This window comes from Kitasatospora sp. A2-31, from assembly GCF_022288725.1.
In the GTDB taxonomy this organism is placed as follows: domain Bacteria; phylum Actinomycetota; class Actinomycetes; order Streptomycetales; family Streptomycetaceae; genus Kitasatospora.
In genome coordinates this window covers 478,467-498,300 of sequence record NZ_JAKNTA010000002.1, presented here as the reverse complement: position 1 = coordinate 498,300, position 19,834 = coordinate 478,467, and the positions used below count along the sequence as shown (strand labels likewise).

19 protein-coding genes, 1 tRNA gene and 1 pseudogene are annotated in these 19,834 nt (G+C 71.9%); 12 read left to right on the top strand and 9 right to left on the bottom strand.

Features of this window, described 5'->3' with window-relative positions; genetic code table 11:
- Positions 1–113: 113 nt before the first annotated feature.
- The gene (gene htpG, locus MCM47_RS07030; RefSeq protein WP_238859541.1) at positions 114–2,030 is read left to right on the top strand and encodes a molecular chaperone HtpG; all 1,917 of its coding nucleotides are present in this window, start codon (positions 114–116) and stop codon (positions 2,028–2,030) included.
- A gap of 282 nt (positions 2,031–2,312) precedes the next feature.
- Positions 2,313–2,573 (top strand): hypothetical protein, encoded by a 261-nt coding sequence (locus MCM47_RS07025; RefSeq protein ID WP_238859540.1) that lies wholly within the window; start codon positions 2,313–2,315, stop codon positions 2,571–2,573.
- Between the two features lie 128 nt (positions 2,574–2,701).
- Here MCM47_RS07025 and MCM47_RS07020 read toward each other — a convergent pair whose 3' ends face one another.
- Positions 2,702–3,658, bottom strand: a complete 957-nt coding sequence (locus MCM47_RS07020; RefSeq protein WP_238859538.1) for a helix-turn-helix transcriptional regulator — start codon at positions 3,656–3,658, stop codon at positions 2,702–2,704.
- A gap of 279 nt (positions 3,659–3,937) precedes the next feature.
- Between MCM47_RS07020 and MCM47_RS07015 the strand changes: the two genes are divergently transcribed.
- Both MCM47_RS07015 and MCM47_RS07010 read left to right on the top strand, forming a co-directional pair.
- On the top strand, positions 3,938–4,357 hold the full coding sequence (locus tag MCM47_RS07015; protein ID WP_238859536.1) for an STAS domain-containing protein: 420 nt from the start codon (positions 3,938–3,940) through the stop codon (positions 4,355–4,357).
- A gap of 942 nt (positions 4,358–5,299) precedes the next feature.
- Positions 5,300–5,779, top strand: coding sequence for an iron chaperone (locus MCM47_RS07010; protein ID WP_238859535.1), 480 nt, complete (start codon positions 5,300–5,302; stop codon positions 5,777–5,779).
- Between the two features lie 290 nt (positions 5,780–6,069).
- Here the strand turns inward: MCM47_RS07010 and MCM47_RS07005 are convergent.
- The 4 genes and pseudogenes from MCM47_RS07005 to MCM47_RS06990 form a co-directional block, all read right to left on the bottom strand.
- Positions 6,070–6,251 (bottom strand): annotated as a pseudogene (locus tag MCM47_RS07005) (IS630 family transposase); the annotation flags it as partial.
- Between the two features lie 13 nt (positions 6,252–6,264).
- On the bottom strand, positions 6,265–6,414 hold the full coding sequence (locus MCM47_RS07000) for a hypothetical protein (RefSeq protein WP_238859534.1): 150 nt from the start codon (positions 6,412–6,414) through the stop codon (positions 6,265–6,267).
- 568 nt (positions 6,415–6,982) lie between these two features.
- Complete coding sequence (locus MCM47_RS06995) at positions 6,983–7,849, bottom strand: hypothetical protein (protein ID WP_238859533.1); 867 nt, start codon at positions 7,847–7,849, stop codon at positions 6,983–6,985.
- 582 nt (positions 7,850–8,431) lie between these two features.
- Entirely contained in the window at positions 8,432–8,794 is a 363-nt protein-coding gene (locus tag MCM47_RS06990) for a peptidase inhibitor family I36 protein (RefSeq protein ID WP_238859532.1), read from the bottom strand.
- A gap of 306 nt (positions 8,795–9,100) precedes the next feature.
- Here MCM47_RS06990 and MCM47_RS06985 point away from each other — a divergent pair, with 306 nt between their 5' ends.
- Positions 9,101–10,474: a hypothetical protein gene (locus tag MCM47_RS06985; RefSeq protein WP_238859531.1), complete on the top strand. Its 1,374-nt coding sequence runs from the start codon at positions 9,101–9,103 to the stop codon at positions 10,472–10,474.
- 75 nt (positions 10,475–10,549) lie between these two features.
- Positions 10,550–10,626 (top strand) — tRNA-Gln (locus tag MCM47_RS06980).
- A 245-nt stretch (positions 10,627–10,871) separates the two neighbouring features.
- Here the strand turns inward: MCM47_RS06980 and MCM47_RS06975 are convergent.
- The 3 genes from MCM47_RS06975 to MCM47_RS06965 form a co-directional block, all read right to left on the bottom strand.
- Entirely contained in the window at positions 10,872–11,243 is a 372-nt protein-coding gene (locus MCM47_RS06975) for a hypothetical protein (RefSeq protein ID WP_238859530.1), read from the bottom strand.
- A gap of 165 nt (positions 11,244–11,408) precedes the next feature.
- Positions 11,409–11,894, bottom strand: a complete 486-nt coding sequence (locus MCM47_RS06970; RefSeq protein WP_238859529.1) for a hypothetical protein — start codon at positions 11,892–11,894, stop codon at positions 11,409–11,411.
- A 383-nt stretch (positions 11,895–12,277) separates the two neighbouring features.
- Positions 12,278–12,805, bottom strand: coding sequence for a hypothetical protein (locus MCM47_RS06965; RefSeq protein ID WP_238859527.1), 528 nt, complete (start codon positions 12,803–12,805; stop codon positions 12,278–12,280).
- Between the two features lie 273 nt (positions 12,806–13,078).
- Here MCM47_RS06965 and MCM47_RS06960 point away from each other — a divergent pair, with 273 nt between their 5' ends.
- The 4 genes from MCM47_RS06960 to MCM47_RS06945 all read left to right on the top strand — a co-directional run bounded on the left by MCM47_RS06960 (position 13,079) and on the right by MCM47_RS06945 (position 17,166).
- On the top strand, positions 13,079–14,419 hold the full coding sequence (locus MCM47_RS06960; RefSeq protein ID WP_238859524.1) for a radical SAM protein: 1,341 nt from the start codon (positions 13,079–13,081) through the stop codon (positions 14,417–14,419).
- Entirely contained in the window at positions 14,416–15,432 is a 1,017-nt protein-coding gene (locus tag MCM47_RS06955; protein WP_238859522.1) for an aminotransferase class I/II-fold pyridoxal phosphate-dependent enzyme, read from the top strand. Before MCM47_RS06960 ends, MCM47_RS06955 begins: the two co-directional genes overlap by 4 nt.
- A gap of 253 nt (positions 15,433–15,685) precedes the next feature.
- On the top strand, positions 15,686–16,339 hold the full coding sequence (locus MCM47_RS06950; RefSeq protein WP_238859520.1) for a hypothetical protein: 654 nt from the start codon (positions 15,686–15,688) through the stop codon (positions 16,337–16,339).
- Between the two features lie 194 nt (positions 16,340–16,533).
- The gene (locus MCM47_RS06945) at positions 16,534–17,166 is read left to right on the top strand and encodes an AAA family ATPase (protein WP_238859518.1); all 633 of its coding nucleotides are present in this window, start codon (positions 16,534–16,536) and stop codon (positions 17,164–17,166) included.
- Positions 17,167–17,399: 233 nt separating this feature from the next.
- Here the strand turns inward: MCM47_RS06945 and MCM47_RS06940 are convergent, their stop codons facing one another.
- Positions 17,400–17,999 carry a phosphoribosylanthranilate isomerase gene (locus MCM47_RS06940; RefSeq protein WP_238859515.1) on the bottom strand — a complete coding sequence of 200 codons (600 nt, stop codon included), beginning with the start codon at positions 17,997–17,999 and terminating at the stop codon, positions 17,400–17,402.
- A 262-nt stretch (positions 18,000–18,261) separates the two neighbouring features.
- Here MCM47_RS06940 and MCM47_RS42515 point away from each other — a divergent pair, with 262 nt between their 5' ends.
- Positions 18,262–18,807, top strand: coding sequence for a DoxX-like family protein (locus MCM47_RS42515; protein WP_308222294.1), 546 nt, complete (start codon positions 18,262–18,264; stop codon positions 18,805–18,807).
- Entirely contained in the window at positions 18,804–19,757 is a 954-nt protein-coding gene (locus MCM47_RS06930; RefSeq protein WP_238859513.1) for a DUF3419 family protein, read from the top strand. The genes MCM47_RS42515 and MCM47_RS06930 overlap by 4 nt, the downstream gene beginning before the upstream one ends.
- The last annotated feature ends 77 nt before the right edge of the window (positions 19,758–19,834 follow it).

The window sequence follows — 19,834 nt, the reverse complement described above, 5'->3', positions numbered from 1 at the left end:
CCTCAGCAGAGGATCCGTCCGGCCGCCTACCATTTCCCTGCGCGCACGGGTCCGCCCGGACCCGTGCTGCGTCCGTCAACCATCGTCATCGTTCCCGAAAGGGGTCCCCAGAAGTGGCCAGTAGTGTCGAGACTCTGGAATTCCAGGCCGAGACCCGCCAGTTGCTCCGGTTGGTGATCCACTCGATCTACTCGAACAAGGACATCTTCCTGCGTGAGCTGATCTCGAACGCCTCCGATGCGCTGGACAAGCTGCGACTCGAGTCGCTGGCCGACTCCACCGTCCAGGCCGACACGTCCGACCTGCACATCGCCCTGGAGGTCGACAAGGAAGCCCGCACGCTGACCGTCCGCGACAACGGCATCGGCATGACCCGGGACGACCTCGTGGACCTGATCGGCACCATCGCCAAATCCGGTACCGCCGGGCTCCTGGAGAAGATCAAGGAGTCCCGGGACGCCGCCACGGCGCAGAGCCTCATCGGCCAGTTCGGCGTCGGCTTCTACTCCGCGTTCATGGTCGCCGACAAGGTGACCCTGCGCACCCGGCGGGCCGGCACCGACTCCGGTACCCAGTGGGAGTCCGACGGCGAGGGCACCTACGAGATCCAGTCCGTCGACGGCCTGCCGGTGGGCACCTCGGTCACCCTGCACCTCAAGCCCGCCGACGGCGAGGACGGCCTGGCCGACTACCTGGCCGAATGGAAGATCCGCCAGATCGTCAAGCAGTACTCCGACTTCATCCGCTGGCCGATCCGGATGGCCGGCGAGCGCACCGACGCCGACGGGAACACGACGCCCACGGTCGACACGCTCAACTCGATGAAGGCGCTGTGGGCCCGGCCGCGCACCGAGGTGACCGAGACCGAGTACAACGAGTTCTACCGGCAGATCAGCCACGACTGGCTCGCCCCCGCCGAGACCATCCACATGCGCGCCGAGGGCACCTTCGAGTACGAGGCGCTGCTGTTCATCCCCTCGCAGGCACCGTTCGACCTCTTCTCCCGCGAGACCAAGCGCGGCGTGCAGCTGTACGTCAAGCGGGTGTTCATCATGGACGACTGCGAAGCGCTGATGCCGAACTACCTGCGCTTCGTCAAGGGCGTGGTGGACGCCCACGACCTGTCGCTGAACATCTCCCGCGAGATCCTGCAGCACGACCGCCAGATCCGCGCCGTGCGCCGGCGTCTGGTTAAGAAGGTCCTCGGCGCGATCAAGGACATGCAGGCCAAGGACGCGGAGCGTTACGGCAAGCTGTGGGACCAGTTCGGCCGGGTGCTGAAGGAAGGCCTGGTCGAGGACACCGACAACGCCCAGGCGCTGCTGGAGCTGGTGTCGGCCTCCTCCACCCACGACCCGGAGAAGCCCACCACCCTGCGCGGGTACGTCGAGCGGATGAAGGACGGCCAGGACGCGATCTACTACCTGACCGGTGAGACCCGTGCGACGGTGGAGAACTCCCCCCACATGGAGGCCTTCACCGCCAAGGGCTACGAGGTCCTGATCCTCACCGACCCCATCGACGAGATCTGGGCCGACCAGATCCCCGACTTCGACGGGCACCGGCTGCAGTCCATCGCCAAGGGTCAGGTCGACCTCGACGAGCCGGCCGACGGCGACCAGGAGACCGACCCCGAGAAGGCGCAGCGCGAGGCCGACTTCGCCGCGCTGCTGCCGTGGCTGACCACGACCCTGTCCGAGCAGGTGAAGCAGGTCCGCCTGTCCTCGCGGCTGACCACCTCCGCCGCGTGCATCGTCGGTGACGCCCACGACATCTCGCCGACCCTGGAGAAGATGTACCGGGCGACGGGGCAGCAGATGCCCCCGGTCAAGCGGACCCTGGAACTCAACCCCGGCCACCCCTTGATCACCGCCCTGCGGACGGCGCACGCGGCCGACCCCGACAACCCCTCCCTCACGGAGATCGCCGAGCTGGTGTACGGCGGCGCGCTGCTCGCCGAAGGCGGCGACCTGCCCGACCCCGCCCGGTTCACCCGCCTGCTCACCACCCACCTGGTCCACACCCTGTAGCACCGCCGAGGGTGCGGCCCGTCACGCGCCGGGCCGCACCCGTCCTCTCGGAAGGGGCAGGTCCCCGGGAGGGGCGGTTCCCCGGAGGGGCAGGTCCCGGGAGGGGCAGGTCCCCGGGAGAGACACGGACCGGTCCGGGTGCGCGGACAGCTCCGAGGCCGGCACCGCGAGGGGACCGACCGGAACCGTACGGGGAGCCGGTGGGCGCGGTCGGCCCGGGGGAATTCATCCGGCCGGCCCGTGCCGGGCGACGCACGGGCGGCGGTGCCGCATGGTCGAGGGGTGGCAGGAATCGTCGTCCTCTTCGAGCTGGACCGGACCTGGGACGACCAGGGGGCCGACGAACCGGTCATGCTGGTTCATGCGGCCGGGCAGGACCCCGACCTGCCGGAGGATCCGCAGGCCCGGACGCTCTGCGGCCTCGACACGGCCGCGATGGCGCACTCCCACCATCAGCCGTCGGCGCCCGGGGAGCCCTGGTACCCGCCGGAGCTGGCGGACCGGCGGTGTCCGGTGTGCGAGGCCGCCCTGAAGCGGGCATGAGGCCCCCGCAGCCTTGGTGGTGGCGCCGTAGCGGGGTGGCGCCGTAGCGGGGTGGCGCGGTAGCGGGGTGGCGCGGTAGCGGGGTGGCGCCGTCGTCGGGTGGCGCCGGGCGGCCGGCCGCGGCCGCGTCAGACCCGCCGGTTCAGTGCGGTGCTCGGCGACGTCCTGTAGACCTCGCGGTAGCGGGCGGCGAAGTGCCCGGGATGGGCGAACCCCCAGCGCATCGCGATCTCCGTCACCGTCGTGGACCCGGGGTCGCCGGCGAGCAGGTCACGGTGCGCAGCGTCCAGGCGCACCCGGCGCAGGTGGCCGAGCGGGGTGGTGCCGAGGTGACGGCGGAAGGCGTACTGCAGGGCGCGGGGCGTGACGCATGCGGCCGCGGCGATGCGCGCGAGCGTGATGTCCTGGTCCGCATGGGATTCGATGAAGGCGACCGCACGACGGACGGTGTCGGGCGTGGCGTCGGAGGTGTCGCTGGGCCGGCCGGTGTCCCGGGCGCTGTGGGGCAGGGCGGCGAGGGCGACCGCGGCCAGGTGCCGGGCCGCGGTGGACACCACCAGGTCGTTCTCGCAGGCGGCCGGGTCGTCGAGCACGTGGTCGCGGACGTAGGCGACGGCGGAGGCGAGCTGCCGGTTCGCGGCCGCCGTGACCGGGCGGGAGCCGGTCAGACGGATCGGCTGCTCGCCGGGCGCGGTGGGAGCGACGGCATCGAGCAGAGCGGTGTCGAACAGGGCGATGGTGTAGCGGGCGGCGCGCACCTCCCCCCGGTAGGGCCGGTCCGGCGGGGCGAGGAGGAACGTCTCGCCGGGCCCGAAGACCTCCTCGCTGCCGGAGGTGAGGTCTGCGAGGGTTCCGTCGTGCATGCTGACCAGGCACACCCTGCCCAGGTCGCGGGCGTCGTAGGCCATGGTGTAGCCGAAGTCGAGGCGGTCCAGGGTGACCGGGCCGGCCGCGCGCCGGCTGATGCGCACCCGCGCGTCCTCGACGGGCCCGCCGATGTGCATCGGCGTGTACGCCATCGAAAGGAACTCCTCGGTCTCGTCCAGCCTCGCGCTGTCGAACAGCAGGGTCTGCGAGTCCGCCATCTCCGTCTCCACCACGGTCGGCCGCCTTTCTCCCTCCCACGACGGTACGCGCCCGGATCCGGAACGAACACCGCACGTCGCCGTGGCGCCGGCGCGGGCCGGGGCCGTCCGCACCGGTGAGCGGTGCACGGGCGATCTTCTCGGAAGCCACGGACCGGGCCCGTCGGCTTCGTTCCCGGGCCCTCCGGGACCGTGACCCTTCGTTTCCAGGGCTGCGATCCGGTGGGCGAACGGCAACCGTGGAGGGGGGACATCGCTCTGCGGAAAGGCGCTGCGGTCATGGAATCGGGTCTGAGCACCAACCACCGCCCGGCACTGCCGGGCACGCTCGTCCTGGCCCTGGCCGGCTACGCCGACGTGGACACCGCACCCGCCCTCGCCCGCGCCCTGCAGGGCGCGCTCACCGCAACGCCCCCGCCCCACACGCTCGTGATCGACTGTGCCGAGCTGGACTTCTGCTCCGCCGCCGGCCTCAACGAACTCCTGCGCGCACGCCGGGGCGCCGCCGAGGCCGGCATCGTCTTCCGCCTCGCCGCGCCCAGCCGCCAAGTCTCCCGCCTGCTGGACGTCACCGGCACTGCCACCGTCTTCGAACTGGCCACGTCGACCCAGGCGCCGCCCCGGCCGCTCCGGCCGCTCGGCCCGCTCCGGCCGCTCCGGCTCGTTCCGCGCGGGTCGGCGCCTCCGGACTGGTGCTAAGGCCGCGAGGCCACCGGGGGCGACCACGCCGCCGCCGGCCGGGCGCGCTGACCGACCTCGGCCTCGCGGTCGGTCAGGGCTGAAGTCCGGCCCCCGGCTTCCCGCCAGGTCGGTGACGGCGCACCAGGTCTTCCCGGCGTCCTCGCCACCGCGCAGCCCGTGGACCATGGCGGCCGCCGCGGCGGCCGGGCCGAGAGAGAGAACGGGCGTTGACGCCCGCCTCGCTCCGCACGCTCCCACGCGGCCGGGAATCGCGCGACGCCGTCGAGCACTCCGCCCATCCGGCCGGCGAGCGCGTCCACGACCAGCAGCCAGGAACGGGCGTGTTCACCCACGCCGAGGAGCACTCCGGATCGACGTACTGCCGAGACGGTCGCCGACCAGCGTGAGCACCTCGGCCTCGCGGGTCGATGTCACAAGTGGGCGCCTCATCATCATCCGCGGTGGGGGCGCCGTATCATCCGCGGTGGGGGCGGCGCCGTACGAGCGCGGTGGGTCGGGGGTGGTGGGTGGTGGCCGGCAGTGGGGGGCAGCGGGCTGCGTGAGTCCGCGGACAGCGTTGCGTGGTCGATTCGGTGTTCCATTCCGTGGGGCATCCCTCGGTGGATACGGATGTGCGCCGTGCCCGGATGGGAGAGGCTGTGACCACGGCGAAGGGGACGGGCGCCCGGAGCACATCGGCCGCCCCGCCCGGCCCGACACCGCACGACCCCGACCGACACCGCCCGACCTCCCCAGGAGCCAGCATGACGGCCACGTCACCCCCCACAGCGAGCCCCGCCGCATCCAGGCCTGGCGCGAGGCCGACGAACTGGCCGGCCGCGACCTGACGCGCGCCGGCCGCCGGATCGCCTGAGCGTACCTACCGCCGCTTCCGGCCCCTCCGGCCGGACCCGGGCACCCGAACCACCGACCGCCCCGACGCAGATGAGGAGCACCACCATGCGCAGCACCCGGACGACCTCCGAGAGCGCCACCGCCGGCGACGCGACGCACGACGGCTTCACGGAGGAGGAGCGCGCTGCGATGAAGCAGCGCGCTCAGGAACTGAAGACGTCGTCACGGCGCGGATCGCGCGCCGAGAAGGCCGCCGCCGACGCGGCCGCCGTCCTGGAGAAGATCGCCGAGATGGAGCCCGCGGACCGGGCCCTGGCCGAACGGATCCACGCGATCGTGCAGTCCGCCGCGCCCGACCTCGACGCGAAGCTCTGGTACGGCATGCCCGCCTATGCCCGCGACGGCAAGGTCGTCTGCTTCTTCCAGGACGCCCGGAAGTTCAAGTCCCGCTACGCCACACTCGGTTTCAGCGACCAGGCCCACCTCGACGAGGGCACCCTCTGGCCGACCTCCTACGCCCTGACCGAACTGACCGCCGCCGACGAGACCCGCATCGCCGACCTCGTGCGCCGCGCAGCAGGCTGAGGCGAACCGGCGAGCCGCCCGTCACACCGGGCGGCCCGCCGGAGCCCGCGGCCGGAAGTGACCAGGCGTACCGGGGCCTGCCCAAAACTCCCGACCGAACCCGTCCAAGACGGCTTCGCGTTCCACGTACATCTGACTCCCACGATGACGACCACGTGTGTGTCACCTGCAGATGGAAATCGATGCCACCGAACTCCGCGACATGTTCGACGCGTTGCCGAAGTCACCGGCGCTCTGACCACACGAACCTCCCTCCGCGTCAGGCACGAGTCGTGGAGCGGCGGGCTTCTCCAACGGACGACATTCGCGCTACGGCTCCGGGCGCGCTCGCAGCGCTGGGCAGCGGGTTCGTCGGAGCGGCGGGCCGTGGCGTTGCGCCATCGCCCTGGACGTGCAGCGCGCGGCTCTGAACCGTGTGGTTCGAGTGATTCGAGTTCGCCAGGGCGAACTGCCGCAGCGGCCCGATGTGGGATCGTGTTTCGCTCCTACCGTCGACCACTACGCCGCACCGGAACCGCGATCGCCGCAAACCCCGTGCCGAGCAACGTCATCGCAGCCGCATCGAGCTGCGGATGCCGCACGAGGATCACGACCATCACCCCAGCCGCCAGCGCCGAGCGCGTCAACTCGATCACATCCGCCGGCGTCCAACCTCCCCCTGACGGCACACCAGGCCGCCGCCGTTCAACCTCTCCCACTGAGCACCCTTCCCTCGCGTCTGAGTGATGGGCGGCGCCGCTCCGCGACCAGTCTGACAGTAAGCCAGGGCTCCCGAGGCACCCAGAACGAGTGCCTCTCAGGGTTCCAAGATCATTCAGCCTGCTTACCCCCAGGAAGGAGCTGGACACGACCTTCTACAATTCGGCAATCGAAGGCAAACGACCAGAACTTCCGTGACATGACTTCCGCTATCAGGCCGATACCGGAAGCTACATCGGTAGTTCGTGGTGTATGACCTTGGATCAGTAATTCCCCCTAGAGAATTCGACGTGTAGTACACCTGCACACCAGGAGGTGGCGACCGTGCGCGAGCCCATCGGCAACGATGACCGCGACCAGGTCCGCCGTCTGCAGCCCAACGGCCCGTCCCGCAACGCGACCGCGGCCCGGATCGAACCCAGCAGGGCACCACTGCAGCCCCCAGCGCACGGGGCCTGCAGGTCCGTTCGGGACATGGCAGGCCGCATCTCGGGCCGTCCGGGCTCAGCGGTAGCCGTCCTCCTCGTCGGCGTCTTCGGGCCGGATCGTCCACCGCAGCACCGTCCCGCCCGACCCGTCGGCTTCGAGCGTCACCGGGTAGACCTGGCCGAGCGCCCGTTCGCCGTGGTGGCTCATCGAATGATCGGCCGGCTCCCAGTCGATGCCGAGCACCCGGCATCCGCCGACCTCGATCGCTCCGACCATCAGGGGATGGTGCCACCCGGCTCGCTGGAAGGCGTACCGGTCGGTGTGCTTGTCGACCGAGACGGCCATGCCTTCACCGCGGAGGCCGCCCCGCCAGGCCTCGATCTCGGCGGCAAGCGCCTCCGCCTGGACCACCGGCAGGTCGAGCCGGCCCCAGGGCCCGCCCTGCGCACCGTGCATGGTGATCCGCTGCCCGCCGAAGCGTGCGTGCGCGTCGTCCGCGTGAAGCCCCCAGTAGGTGACATCCGCAAGGCCGTCCGCGGGTTCACCGTCGATACCGGTCCAGGCGTCGAGCCCCGAGCCGTCCCCCAGGACCATGCCACCCCGGTCGACCGGAAGATCCCCGAGGGGGATCGGAGCGTTGCCCTCCCCCGTCCACGGCAGAGCGAGTTCGACCTCGAGCAGCGAGATCGTCGGCTCGTCGGTGTACCAGGAGGGAGCCGTCCTCGCCCGGACCCGCAGAGGCCGGTCGCCGGCCGCCGCGACGGCGACCGCCTCGCACTCCTGCTCCCACAAGTGGCCTCCACCGGACGCCACAGCGGCCCTCGCACGCTCCGACAGAGGCAGCCCCAGCTCCGGCCAGTGGTCGATCCACGACGCCATGCCCAGGACGAGCACTCCAGACGGCGTCGTGACGGACCCCAGGTCGACGAATTCCTCGCTCACACCCCGATTGTGCCCCCGGCTGTCCCGACGGGCCGCGCCGGGCCGCCGGCCGGGTCCGGCACGGTCGCTGCGTCCTCGCTCACCGAGCCGCTGCAGCCGGCCAACAACACGGCGGAGACGAGGGCGGGCAGGACGCGCCGGGAGAACAGGGTGATCGTCAGGTGCACGGCACACAGATATCACCTGGCGGTCTCACCGGTGTGCCGGGGCCACCCGGAGACGACATGGGCAGGTGGTCACCCGTCGCGCGCACCGCACGGCGCCACGTCCGGTCCGGGTACCTCGCGGCTGCTCCCCCGACAGCGGACGATCCCGCAGGCCGCACCGCGCCGGGCCACGCCGGGGCCGATCCAGGGCGTCAGTGAGTGGCGGAGCCACGACCACCGGGAACTTGCCAGCAGTATCAGTGTCAGCGGCCCGGGTTACGCTCCCCGCACCCTGAGGAAACCCGGAAGACCGCCCCTCGAATTCGCCTAGGAGTCTCCTGAAGATCTTGGCTTGGGCGCCCGGTTCGCCCCAGATTGCCAGTAAATGTCAATCAGGTCGAACTGGTGCAAGTCAGGCACGTTTTCAAGATCTTCATCAGACTCCTAGAGGCGGCGGTCCTCCGGCTCCGGAACGCCGTGTCCGGCACGGCCGATGCCCTGACGGGCAGGGCGACGGTGCGGCGGTGAACGTCGCGAGGTGGGCGTTCAGGTGGATGGTGGAGGACGTCCGGTTCCAGTCCGACTCGGCCTGGTCGTCCATGCTGAGCGGCTTGAGATCGGGAGTGTTCCCCGTCAGCTTGATCATGGAGCCGGTTCCGTCGAGACCCGAGAACATGCAGTAGTACCCGACCGGGCAACGGTCGTAGCCATCGGCCGCGTGCGCCGGGGAGACGGAGGCCACGCTCAGGGCCACGACCGCGGCGGTCGCCCCGGTGAGGAACCGGTCAGTGTGCTTCATGTGTGGCACAACGAGCTTCCTCAGTCGAGGTCATCGCTATACCGGGACCGGTCGGCGTTCGAGCGGATCCGACGGCACTCGTCCGCACCCCGCCAGGGGCTGCAGACCTTGGCGGGCAGTCAGAAGAGCGCTGAGCCGACGCGGCGACGAGGCACAGCCTGCTGAGCCTCGGGCACCGCCTCGCCGTCATCGGAGCGAGCGACGCGGGGGACCGCCTTTCGGTCTACCCTGATTCCCCCTGCTGCCACGGATGTGTCGCCGGATAACCGGTGGAGCCGCGGGCGGGCCGATGACAGGGTGGGCGCCATGCCGTCCACCGCTGTCGAACAGCTGCTCCGCGAACTGCACGCCACACTCAGCCTTCGCAAGCGCCCGGAAGACGTGGCCCGGCTCCTCCAGGACGTGTACGCCGCCGCCGGCATCGAACTCGACCCGCAGACCCGGGGCGCCCTCGCCAAGGCCGCCGAGCACTCACTGCGCAACCTCTGGCACGGCTACACGTCCATGCGGGAGGAGTTCGCGCGCCCGGTCGGTGCGCAGCGCCAACTCGGCCGGGCCGCGGAGCTGTTCGAGGGCGTACCGGAGCTCCCGGACAGCGCCGGGGACGATCCGGCCCGGATCGAGGAGGTCATCCGGCGCGCAGGCGAGGAGATCGGCCGCGCGTACGGGCAGAACGACTTCGGCATGAACCGTCTCGACCGGGCAGGGCGTGCGGAGGCAGGCTTCGGCGAGATCTCCAAGCGCCAGTACAACAAACGCTTCAGGCTGCTGCGGCGCATGGAGGCCAAGCTGGCGCGGCTGGTCCACGAACAGCGCCGGCGCGAGATCGTCATGACCGGCAAGGGCGCGCTCGCCCACGACATGCCGTACGAGCTGTTCGCCGCAGACGTTGACACGGCGGCCTTCATCGCGTACGTCACCGCGCGCGGCTACATGCGGAGCGTCTTCACCGACGGGCGACAGCGCCAGGTCTACGACGAGGTCGCCGAGGCGCTGTTCCGCAGGCTGCAGAGCCGGCCGGAGCTGACCGGTTGGTACGCGGTCGCTCACGTACACCCGAGGGCCGACGTGCTGGCCCACGTGTCAGACCAGGACCTCGCCCGGTTGCTGGTCCGCTGGAACGGCGTGCTGCGAGAAGTCGCCGGCCTGCTGGAGGATGCCTGGAACCGGCAGCCGTTGGAACGCAGCACGATGATCGTGCGCCGCGGCAACGACTCGTCGACGTGGAACCAGGCTGCGCAGGCGTGGAACACCGCGCGGGCCCACTGGTTCGCGCTGGTGGCCGAATTGGGCGAGGAGCACATCCTGGACCGGTTCTGCCCCGGCAAGGTGCCCCGCCTGATGGCGGCCGACGTCGCCAACTGGCATCGCAGGACGCACGGCGGGCTGCATCCGGACACCTACGTCTGGGCGGAGCTGCCCCTGCCCTGGGAGGTGCTGCGGGGCGACGAGCAGTGCCCGCGTTCCCTGGTCGAGCAGGTCTGCGCCCGCCACAAGGTGGATCCGGTGGCCGGGGCTTGGACCACCGCCAGGCCGGAGGTCCGGGCCGTCGCCTTCCGGCGGACACCGGAACTGGTGCACGGTGTCGCCGTCGGCGATCCGCTGATGGCGAGCGCGTTGCGGTCGGCCGGGCTCTTCTCGGGCAAGGCCAAGCGGGCCGCCACCGAGGAGTGGGCCTGACCGCGGGGTCGCCGGCCGCGGTCGCCCCATAATCGGTTGACCGCCGGCGGCGGGCCTCGCGATGATCACGGTGGCGGCGAGGAAGCTCTGCGGAGGAGCGCCCGGCTCTGACTTCCGGGTGGACGCAGGTTCGAATCCTGCCCTCGCCGCCACCATCGGTGACAACGCTGCAGCCGGTCGGGAACGGAGGCCGCCGACCGACGCCCCCCGGACTGCTGCTTGCTAGTCAGGCGACCGCGCATCGAGCCGGCATCGGACCACCCGACCACGAGGAAGCGCTGCTGGGCAACCTTGTCACCGTAGCGCTCACCCGGCAGTTGCCGCCGGCGGACGTCTCGACGATCGAGGCCTCATGGCCCTCACCGAGACGATCAAGCCCTTCCCGGCTGGTGAGGGGTTACTCGAAAGGCTCGTCACTCCAGCGAAACCAGGCCTGGCCGCCGTCGACGTGAAGCAGGAATTCGGCAACGGGACCCACCGGCGCGGCCAGGATCAGCTTGCTGTTGATCTCATCGACGACCCGCTCCCACTGGTCCCAGTCCTCTTCCTCGAGGAGCGCGAGCTCCCGATCGAACAAGGCCTTCCAAGCGGCGAACGCCGGGGTCGCCACGAAGCGACCCGACAACCACGGGAAGTCGCCACCCTCGATCACGATCTCCCCGACCAGCTCGTCCTGCTGCAGCAGCCGCCAGATCTCACTCGCCGTCGCCACGTAGGCACCCTCCGCCTTGCCGCGAACCTGTCCGGTAGCAGCCTGCCACCCGCCCATGACAGCCGAACGGAGTGCCCGGCCAGGCGCGGCTCCACCACCCGGTCCGCGTGGTCGTCGATGGGCTGGGAGGACGCGGCAGCGCGGGATCGGAACCTCGGAGGCGACGGTGGGGGTGATGTCGGCCATCACCGAAGGGGCCGGAGACGAACGGGGGCCGGTCAGTCATCGGCCAGGACGCCGGTGGACTGACGGCCCGTAGGGCTCGTAGTCGATACGTCGCCCCCGCCGCGACCACCCGGGCAGGGGCAGGCAGCCGGTGGGGAGATCACGGTTGCTCTGCACCTGCTCGGTGCCGTCGGCCAGGGTCACCGTCACCTCACACCTCCCGCGGCCGAAGACCGCCGTGGCGCGGCCCGCCAGAAGCGCGTCGACCATTGCCGCCATGAGGTCCACTTGCTCTACGGACCGGCCGAGTTCCCAGCTCACGCCCCCGGCTTCGACCGCGAACACGATGTCCGCGGAGTCGCCCGGGACCAGCCAGGAGAAGCCGAGCGGGCCCGCGCTCTCAGGACGGACCGAGACGTCCCAGAACCACCCGTCGTCCCGTTCCTCGATCTCGGCGACCCCGTCGAGCTCCTGCCGCAACCGCTCGACCATGGTGGTCAGCCTGCGACGCAGCGGATCGCCGTCGACTTCCTCGTTCGGCATGGCGTCGGACTCCCATCGGACTTCACTCGGTCCCGTGTCGTGACGGTATCCGCGGTCAGCCGGTGATGCGCAGCAGCAGCTTGCCCGTGGACGTGCGTCCACCGGGGAGCCGATGGGCGCCCGCCGAAGCCCTCCGGGGGACTCGGCGACGGAACCGGTCGCGGTGTCGCAGTCCGAGGCGCTTCAACCGCGCGGACACCGGGTGTGGATGGTGCCGGTTCAGCCGGCACAGGCCCGGTCCGGTCGAAACCGCGGCAGGTCGTACTCAGGGACGAGGAAGCCGCTGTCATCGGGAGGGCGCAGCGTCGAGCTCGTCGTGCGGGGGGAAGCTCGATGCGGCTTTCGGCCCCCGTTCGTCCGGGGTTCAACGCCGGACACCGCGATCACTCCTCCTGCGCGTCGCCGATGGCCACGCGCAGGTCGTGCATGGCCTGCTGGATCTCGATGACGGACACCTCCGCCCGGCCCAGGGCCTCTCGGACCCGTTCGACGTCACCGGACCGGAGGTGGAGGTCTGCGTCCAGGGTGTCCGCCGCGGCGACCACGGCCATGGACGACGCCAGGCGGCCCGGCGAGGTCTGACCGTCCTCGCCGCCCTCGTCGATGCCCATGAGCTGCAGGGCGGTGCGCTGCAGCCGGCCGGCCATCACGTTGGCGAACAACCCGGGGGCCACCCCCACCTGGTCGTTCCATCCGAGCAGCACCTCGGCGACGTCCGGGTCCCGGTCGCTTCCCGGCCGGGTGCTGGCGGCGATCTCCAGCTCCACCACCGCCAGCAGTACGCCGAGCAGGCGCCGCAGGTCGTCCTGCTGGGGCCCGTCCGGCCAGAGCTCCGGATCGAGGACCGGCTCCCTCCTCAGCGCCACCAGGGCCGCATAGACCTGATCAGGACTCACCGGATCCTCGCTCATGATGCTCACCCACCCAGACTCACTGCCCGACGGCACGAGTGCACGCACCCGCGCCCGGGGTGTTGGAGCGGGGCCGGACGGCGGCGTCCTGCGCAGGGCGGCGTTCCGGCCGGATCGGCGGGGCAGGAGCGAGCGAGGGCGCTGACGCGCCGCGCACCGGTCCGTGACGCCCGGCGGCCGGTGTGGTTGACGGCGGATCGGATCGGGCCGGGAGAGCGCGTTCCGCCTGCACTCGGCCCCGTCGTCCGGGGCACGCTCGTGCATGATGACGGGATGAACCACAGCGACCAGCGTTTCCACGTCATCGTGCTGTCGAATTTCGCCAGGGGCTTCGACAAGTACGCATTCGCTTACGGCAAGGCGGGAATTCCGGAGAGTACCCATCCCGACCGGTTCCACCTCCTGACCCGTGCGGAGCTGGGGATCGGCATCGGCAAGGCGCGACGGTTGCTCGACCGTCTCGCCATTCCGGGGGACCGGCTGCTGGTGCTGGAGACCACGGTGGACCCCGACGAGCTGGTGCCCAACGCGTCGACCGGCCTCGGCATGGAATGGCACGAGGCCCGCATCCGGTTGTCAGCGGTCCACGAGCTCGACCGGGCGGGCGAGGAGTTCGTTCTGCGCCCGACAACCGTCGAGGATGCGATGGCGGCCTCCCTGAACCTGCACGGGTCGACGCTGCAGCGCTACGCCGACCTGCGACCGCGCTCGCTCTCGGTGCTGCCGGTCGCCTCCGCCTGCCAGGCCCGGTGTTCGTTCTGCTTCTCGTCGGCTTCCATCTCCAGCGACCAGGCGCCGGCGCGAGTCCCGTGGGACGCGGTCAGCCACTGGCTGGAGCGCGCCCGTGCGGCGGGTGCCGAGCGTGCGGTGATCACCGGGGGCGGCGAGCCCACGCTCATACCCTTCGAACAGCAGCTGCGGCTGGTGTCCGCCTGCTCGGAGGCCTTCCCGAAGGTCCTCCTGATCACCAACGCGCACACCCTGGCGAAGGGCGAGCACGCCGACCGGGCCGGCCGACTCGCAGCCCTGGGCGCCGCAGGCCTGAGCGTATTGGCGGTCTCCCGCCACCACCAGGACGACACCGTCAGCGAGCGGCTGATGATGCTGCGCACGCCGGTGAGCTCCGTGGTCGACACCTGGCGCGCGGAGCGTGACCGCTGGCCGGGCCTGCGGATGCGGCTGATCTGCGTGCTCCAGCACGGCGGCGTGGCCGACGCGGCCGGCGTCGCGGACTACCTCTCCTGGGCCGCGGCTCTCGGTGTCGAGGAGGTGTGCTTCAAGGAGCTCTACGTCTCCACCAGCACCGAGTCGCTCTACTTCGACCGGGCCGCCAATCTCTGGAGCCGCGAGCACCAGGTTTCGCTGTCCGTCGTGACCGGCTTCGCCGAGCGGAACGGCTTCGAGCTGGCGAGCCGCCTCCCCTGGGGCGCTCCGGTCTACCGCGGGAGCTGGGACGGCCGGCCGATGCGGATCGCCGCCTACACCGAGCCCAGCCTGCTCTGGGAACGCACCAGCGGGATCGCACGCAGCTGGAACGTCCTGGCCGACGGGCGCTGCTACGCCTCCCTGGAGGACCGGGCCAGCGAGATCGTTCCGGAAGGGGCGGCGGCATGAGGTTCGACGAGTTCCAGGAATTCCGGCAGCGGCAACTCGGTGCCTCCCCGTCGCTCCTGGACGCCGCCGAGACCAACGTGTACCGGGCGCTTGCTCCGATGCGACCGGAACCACCGACCGACACGAGCACGGTGCACCGGTGCGATCTCGCCCGTGCCTGGCTGCACCGCTTCGAGCTGCCGGAGGACCGGGCCGGCCGCGCCATGGTCTGCCGAGGGGTCCGGCACGGGCTCGGTCTGGTGTTCCGCCGGCTGCACGCCGTGCAGGCGCGGCTGTGGCTGCCGAGCGACGTGTACCCGGTCTACTTCGAGCTGGCTCGTGCTGCGGGCCTGGCACCGGCGTCCTACCCGACGCTGCCGGCGCCGGTCCTCCCGAGGTCGCCTGCGGACGACCGGCCCGAATACCTGCTGCTCGCCAACCCCAGCAAGCCGCTCGGCCGGTACCTCTCCGATGCCGAGTGCGACGCGGTGGTTTCGTGGCTGCAGGAATCGCCGCACCGCCGCCTGCTGGTCGACAGCGTCTACGACCTGGGAGCGCCCTTCGATGCCGGTACCCGCCGGTTGCTGGACACCGGTCGTGCGGTCCTGCTGCATTCGGTCACCAAGGGGTGGCTGTGGCCCCGCACGTTCGGCGTGGTCCTGCTGGGACCGGCGGAGGCCGAGCTGGCCGAAGCGTTCCGGGCGGATCCGCCGTCACCGGCACAGCTGAGGCTCGCCGACCGCCTGCTGGCCGAACACCGCGACCTGCCTGGGCAGGTCGCCGACGAACTGGCCGCGCGGGCCGGGCGGCTGTTCGAACGGTTGCCGGACGAGTTGCTCGCGGCGATCCCTGAGGCGAGCCGGACCTGTCCGGGCAACTACTTCTTCCCGGTCGACATTCCGGCGCAGACGCTCCAGCGCGAGTACGGCGTGCTCGCCATGCCGGTCGACGTCTTCGGGGAGAGCGACTGGTCCGGCTCCGTCCTGACCAGCCTTGCCGGCACCTTCGGCCCGGCGTCGGCGGTGACGCGATGACCGGCCTCGTCGGTTCCTCGTCCGGGCCGGCGGTGTCGGACGGTACCGCCGCACGCAGGGGGCCGGCGGCGTGCGGCGCCGGAACGGCTCCCCCACCTGCCCCCGAGCGTGCAGCCGACCCGCTCCGGACCCCATCGGGACCACCTCCCGGCCCGCTGACGGCCAGCCAGAAGGACCAATGATCATGTGATTTGATATCCGCTGATGATCTTCGCGGTGAAGAGCGAAACGGGGGACCACGATGGACGGGTTGATGCGACACGGGCGGAATCTCGCGCTGGTGGGGGCCGCCGGCGCGCTCGCCTTCGGAACGGCTGCGTGCGGCTCGGGCGACGGCGGGGCCGCGTTCCGGGCCACGGTGGTGCTGTCCCAGCCGGACCAGGTGATGGACGCGTTGCCGAGCCCGGCCTCGCTCCCCTCGGGGTGGCGGCTCGCCCCCGGTGCGAAGCCGCCGAAGGTCATCGTGCAGGGCGAGGTCTCCAGCGACTGCCGGAAGAAGCTGTCCATCAGCTGTTCCGGCATCCAGCTGGGCGGCACCGTCCGGTACGAGCTGGCCTCCAACCCCGACAACGACATCCGGTTCACCCTGCTGACCTTCGACACCCCGGAGCACGCGGGCCCCGTCTTCGAGGCGATGGTGACGTCGCTGGAGAAGGACGACCGGAACGCGCGCCGGATCACCCTGAAGGCGGCCGCAGAGCAGTCGCAGGGCTTCGAGCGGCCCACCGAGTCCAGTGACGCCCCGACCGGGGCGGTCGCCTCGGCCATGGCGATGCGGATCGGCACGGTCGTGGCCCTGATCGAGCTGGACGAGGACGAGCGCGACCACAAGACGCTGCAGCAGTTCATCGCACTGGAGGCGGACCGGATCAAGAAGGTACAGCAGGGCACGAACCCTGACGCCTGACGTCGGCCGGCCGGTCGGCCGGTCGGCCGGTCGGCCGGTCGGCCGGTCGGCCGCGGGACCGGGGCACGCCGCGGAACCGACCGGAACTCGCCCGAACCGCGCCCGACCGGGGACAAACCGGCCGGGCGTGGCGCATTCGCGGAGAAGCCGGTCACTCCATTTCGTTCGCCGCACCGCCGCAGTAGATTCCGTGCATGCTCTTGTGGATCAACGGCCCCTTCGGCGGCGGGAAGACCCAGACCGCGCACGAGATCCAGCGGCGCCTTGCCGGCAGTGTGATCTGCGACCCCGAGCACGTGGGTTTCGGTCTGCACCGGATGACGCCCGCACCGCTGCGCGGGGACTTCCAGGACCTTCCCGCGTGGCGGCAGGGCGTCTTCGAGGTGCTGGACCGCACCCTCGCCGGGCACGACGGCGTGGTGATCGCGCCGATGACGGTGGTGGAACCGGCGTACTTCCGCGAGACCGTCGGTCGACTGCGGGAGCGCGGCCACGACGTTCGGCACTTCGCGCTGCTGGCCGAGCGCGGGACGGTGCTGCGACGGCTGCGCGAGCGTGGCTTCGGGCAGGCCGTGCGGATCGTCGCCGGGAAGGACGCCCCCTTGCGCCGGGAGAGCTTCGCCCTGTCGAAGCTCGACGTGTGCCTGGAGCGCCTGCGCGAGGCCGAGTTCGCCGAGCACCTGTGGACCGATCACCTCACGATCCCCCAGGTCGCCGACCACATCGCCGGCTCGTCCGGGTTGACGCTCGCCCCGAACACCGAAGGCGCGCTGCGCGGGCGCCTTCGCCGGGCCTGGACAGGGGCCAAGCACATCCGGTTCGACTGAGCCACCGCCGCCCCTCCGTAGTGCGGGTCGGCCCGGCCGGCCTCGCTCTGACTTCGCAACGGCCTGGCGGTGCGGCACCCACCTGGGAGCGCCGGTCCACCGCGGGGTCGGCTCGGAGACCGCCCGGGCCTGTCGGCCGACGGCCGCCGAGGTGACTGCGGGCAGCCCGAGATGGGCCCGGACGGCAGCGGCCCGCTTGGTCCGCATCCGCGGGCCCCTTGCGCTCCGTGCGCTCAGGCGGACTTGGCGGCCTGGAGGAACGCCGTGATCAGAGCCGGGTCCTTGACCCCGCGCCGGCTCTCGACCCCGCTGGAGACGTCCACGCCCCACGGGCTTGCGGCCGCGATCGCCGCACCGACGTTCGCCGGGTTCAGCCCGCCCGCCAGCAGCCACTTCCCGGCCGGCGGCTTCGCCCCCAGCTCGGCCCAGTCCCACGGCTCCCCCGCCCCCGGCACCGGCGCGTCGAGCAGCAGCAGGTCCTCGCCGAGATCCCCGCAGTCCGCCCCGGCCGCCTTCGCCGCCGACGTGGCGCGGATCAGCGGCAGTCCCAGGTCGGACAGCTCGGCGAACGCGGCCGCCGGATGGTTCCCGTGAAGCTGCACGGCCTTCACCCCCGCAGCACGCACCGCCGCCCTCACGCACTCGGCCGGCTCCTCCCGGAACACGGCCACCGTCAGTACGTTCTCGGGCACGGCTGCCACCAGTTCCCGCGCCAGCCCCGGTTGCACCCGGCGCGGGCTCTCGGTGAGCACGAACCCGAGCGCGTCGGCACCGGCCGCGACGGCTGCGGCGACATCGGCAGCGGTGCTCAGACCGCAGATCTTCACGAACACGTTCCCGGACGCTCCCCAGTAGTCGGCGCCGCCAGCGTAGTACCGCCGCCCCTGCGAAGGCGTACGAAGCCCCTGCACCCGCGGTTCCACGGCCCGTGTCACGACACGGGGAGGGCAAAGTTGAACATGTTCAAAGCTGTGCGCCATGATGGGCGGGAGCGGAGACGACCGGCCCCGATCACGGGCTCCGGCCTGCCCCGCCGTGCTCCGCCGCGCCCCGGCGCACGTCCCGTCCGGGCGGCGGCAGAAAGGACCGTCCGCCGTGCCGACACCCTGGCAGAGCCGCTGCGCCACCTTCGCCGTTGCGCTGATGTGGGGGTACGAGGGCCTCTGGTGCAAGATCTTCCCCGGCCGCGCCGACCAGCGGGCCATCGTCGAAAGCCTGCCCCTGCTTCCGGACGCCGCCGCCCACGTGCTGCTGATCGGCATCGGGCTCGCGGAACTGGGCGTCGGAGCCTGGGTGCTGAGCGGATACCTGCCGCGGGTCGCGGCACTGGTGCAGACCGCGCTGGTGCTCGTCTTCAACACCGGCGGGCTGCTCGTCGGCGCCGACCGGATCCCCGAGCCGGGCCGACTGGTCGTCCAGGACCTCGTCTTCCTCGCCCTGGTCTGGACGGTCGCCACCGCACGCAGCGCCCCGGCCGACCGGCACGCAGCCGCCGCCGGGCGCACCGCCGGCACCCCTGCCACCGCCGGCGCCCCTGCCACCGCCGGCGCCGCCGCACCCGACGGCGCCTCCGCGCCCGAAGGCAGCGACGGCACCGCCGGCGCCGCCGCACCCGCCCGCACCGGGGCGGCCGCCGTATGAGCGCCACCGCCACCGCCCGGCCGGCCACCCCGTGGGCCGAGGGCCGACTGCTGGCCGTCCAACCCCGCTGCCCGCGCATCCTGTTCGGCCGGATGTACGAGGACCCGGCGGTCGAACTGGCCGCCTTCCCCGCGCCCGGCGCCGGTGCCCGGGTGCTCTGCATCGCCTCGGCCGGGGACACCGCCGCCACCCTGGCCGCCGCCGGCCACCAGGTGACGGCCGTCGACCTCAACCCCGCCCAGCTCGACTACGCCCGCGCCCGCCTCCACTACGGCGCCCCTGCCGTCGCCGGGGCGGCCGAACGGCTCCTCTCCGCCGGACGCGCCACCGCCGGCGCGTTGCTGCCCGCCTGGCGCACGTCCGAGCTGGAACGCTTCCTGCGTCTCGACGACCTCGCCGCGCAGGGCGAGCACTGGCGCCGCACCCTCGACGGACCAGGCCTCCGGCTGCTGCTCACCGCCGCGCTGCGACCTGCCGGGGCGCTGGCCGTCGGACTCCGGCCGGCGTTCCGCTGCGTCGTTCCGCACCGCTTCGACGCCGTGCTGCGGGCCCGGCTCGCCCGCGGGTTCGCCCGGCATGCCAACGCCCCCAACCCCTGGGCGTGGCGACTGCTGCTCGGCCGTGAGCAGCCCTGGACCGACCCGCCCTCCCCCGGGCCGGAGGTCGACACCGCCGGAACCGTCCCGTTCGTGCGGCTGCTCCTGGCGGACGTGGTGGAGCACCTGGAGCGGTCCCCCGCCGGCCACTACGACGCGGTCACCCTCTCCAACGTGCTGGACGGGCCCGGCCCCGCCTTCGCACGACGGCTGCGCGCCGCCGTCCGCCATGCCGTGCGACCCGGCGGGGTCGCCGTGCTGCGCAGCATCCGCGAGCCGGGGCCGTCCGGCCCGGGCGTCGCCGCGGAGGACCGCTCGCTGCTCTGGGGCGTGGTCCGGGTGGTCCGCCTGTGAACACCGGCCGCGCCGGCTCCCCCGTCGTCCCCGACGGGCCGCCCGCCATCCCCGACGCCGGGCTCCTCGCCTCACCC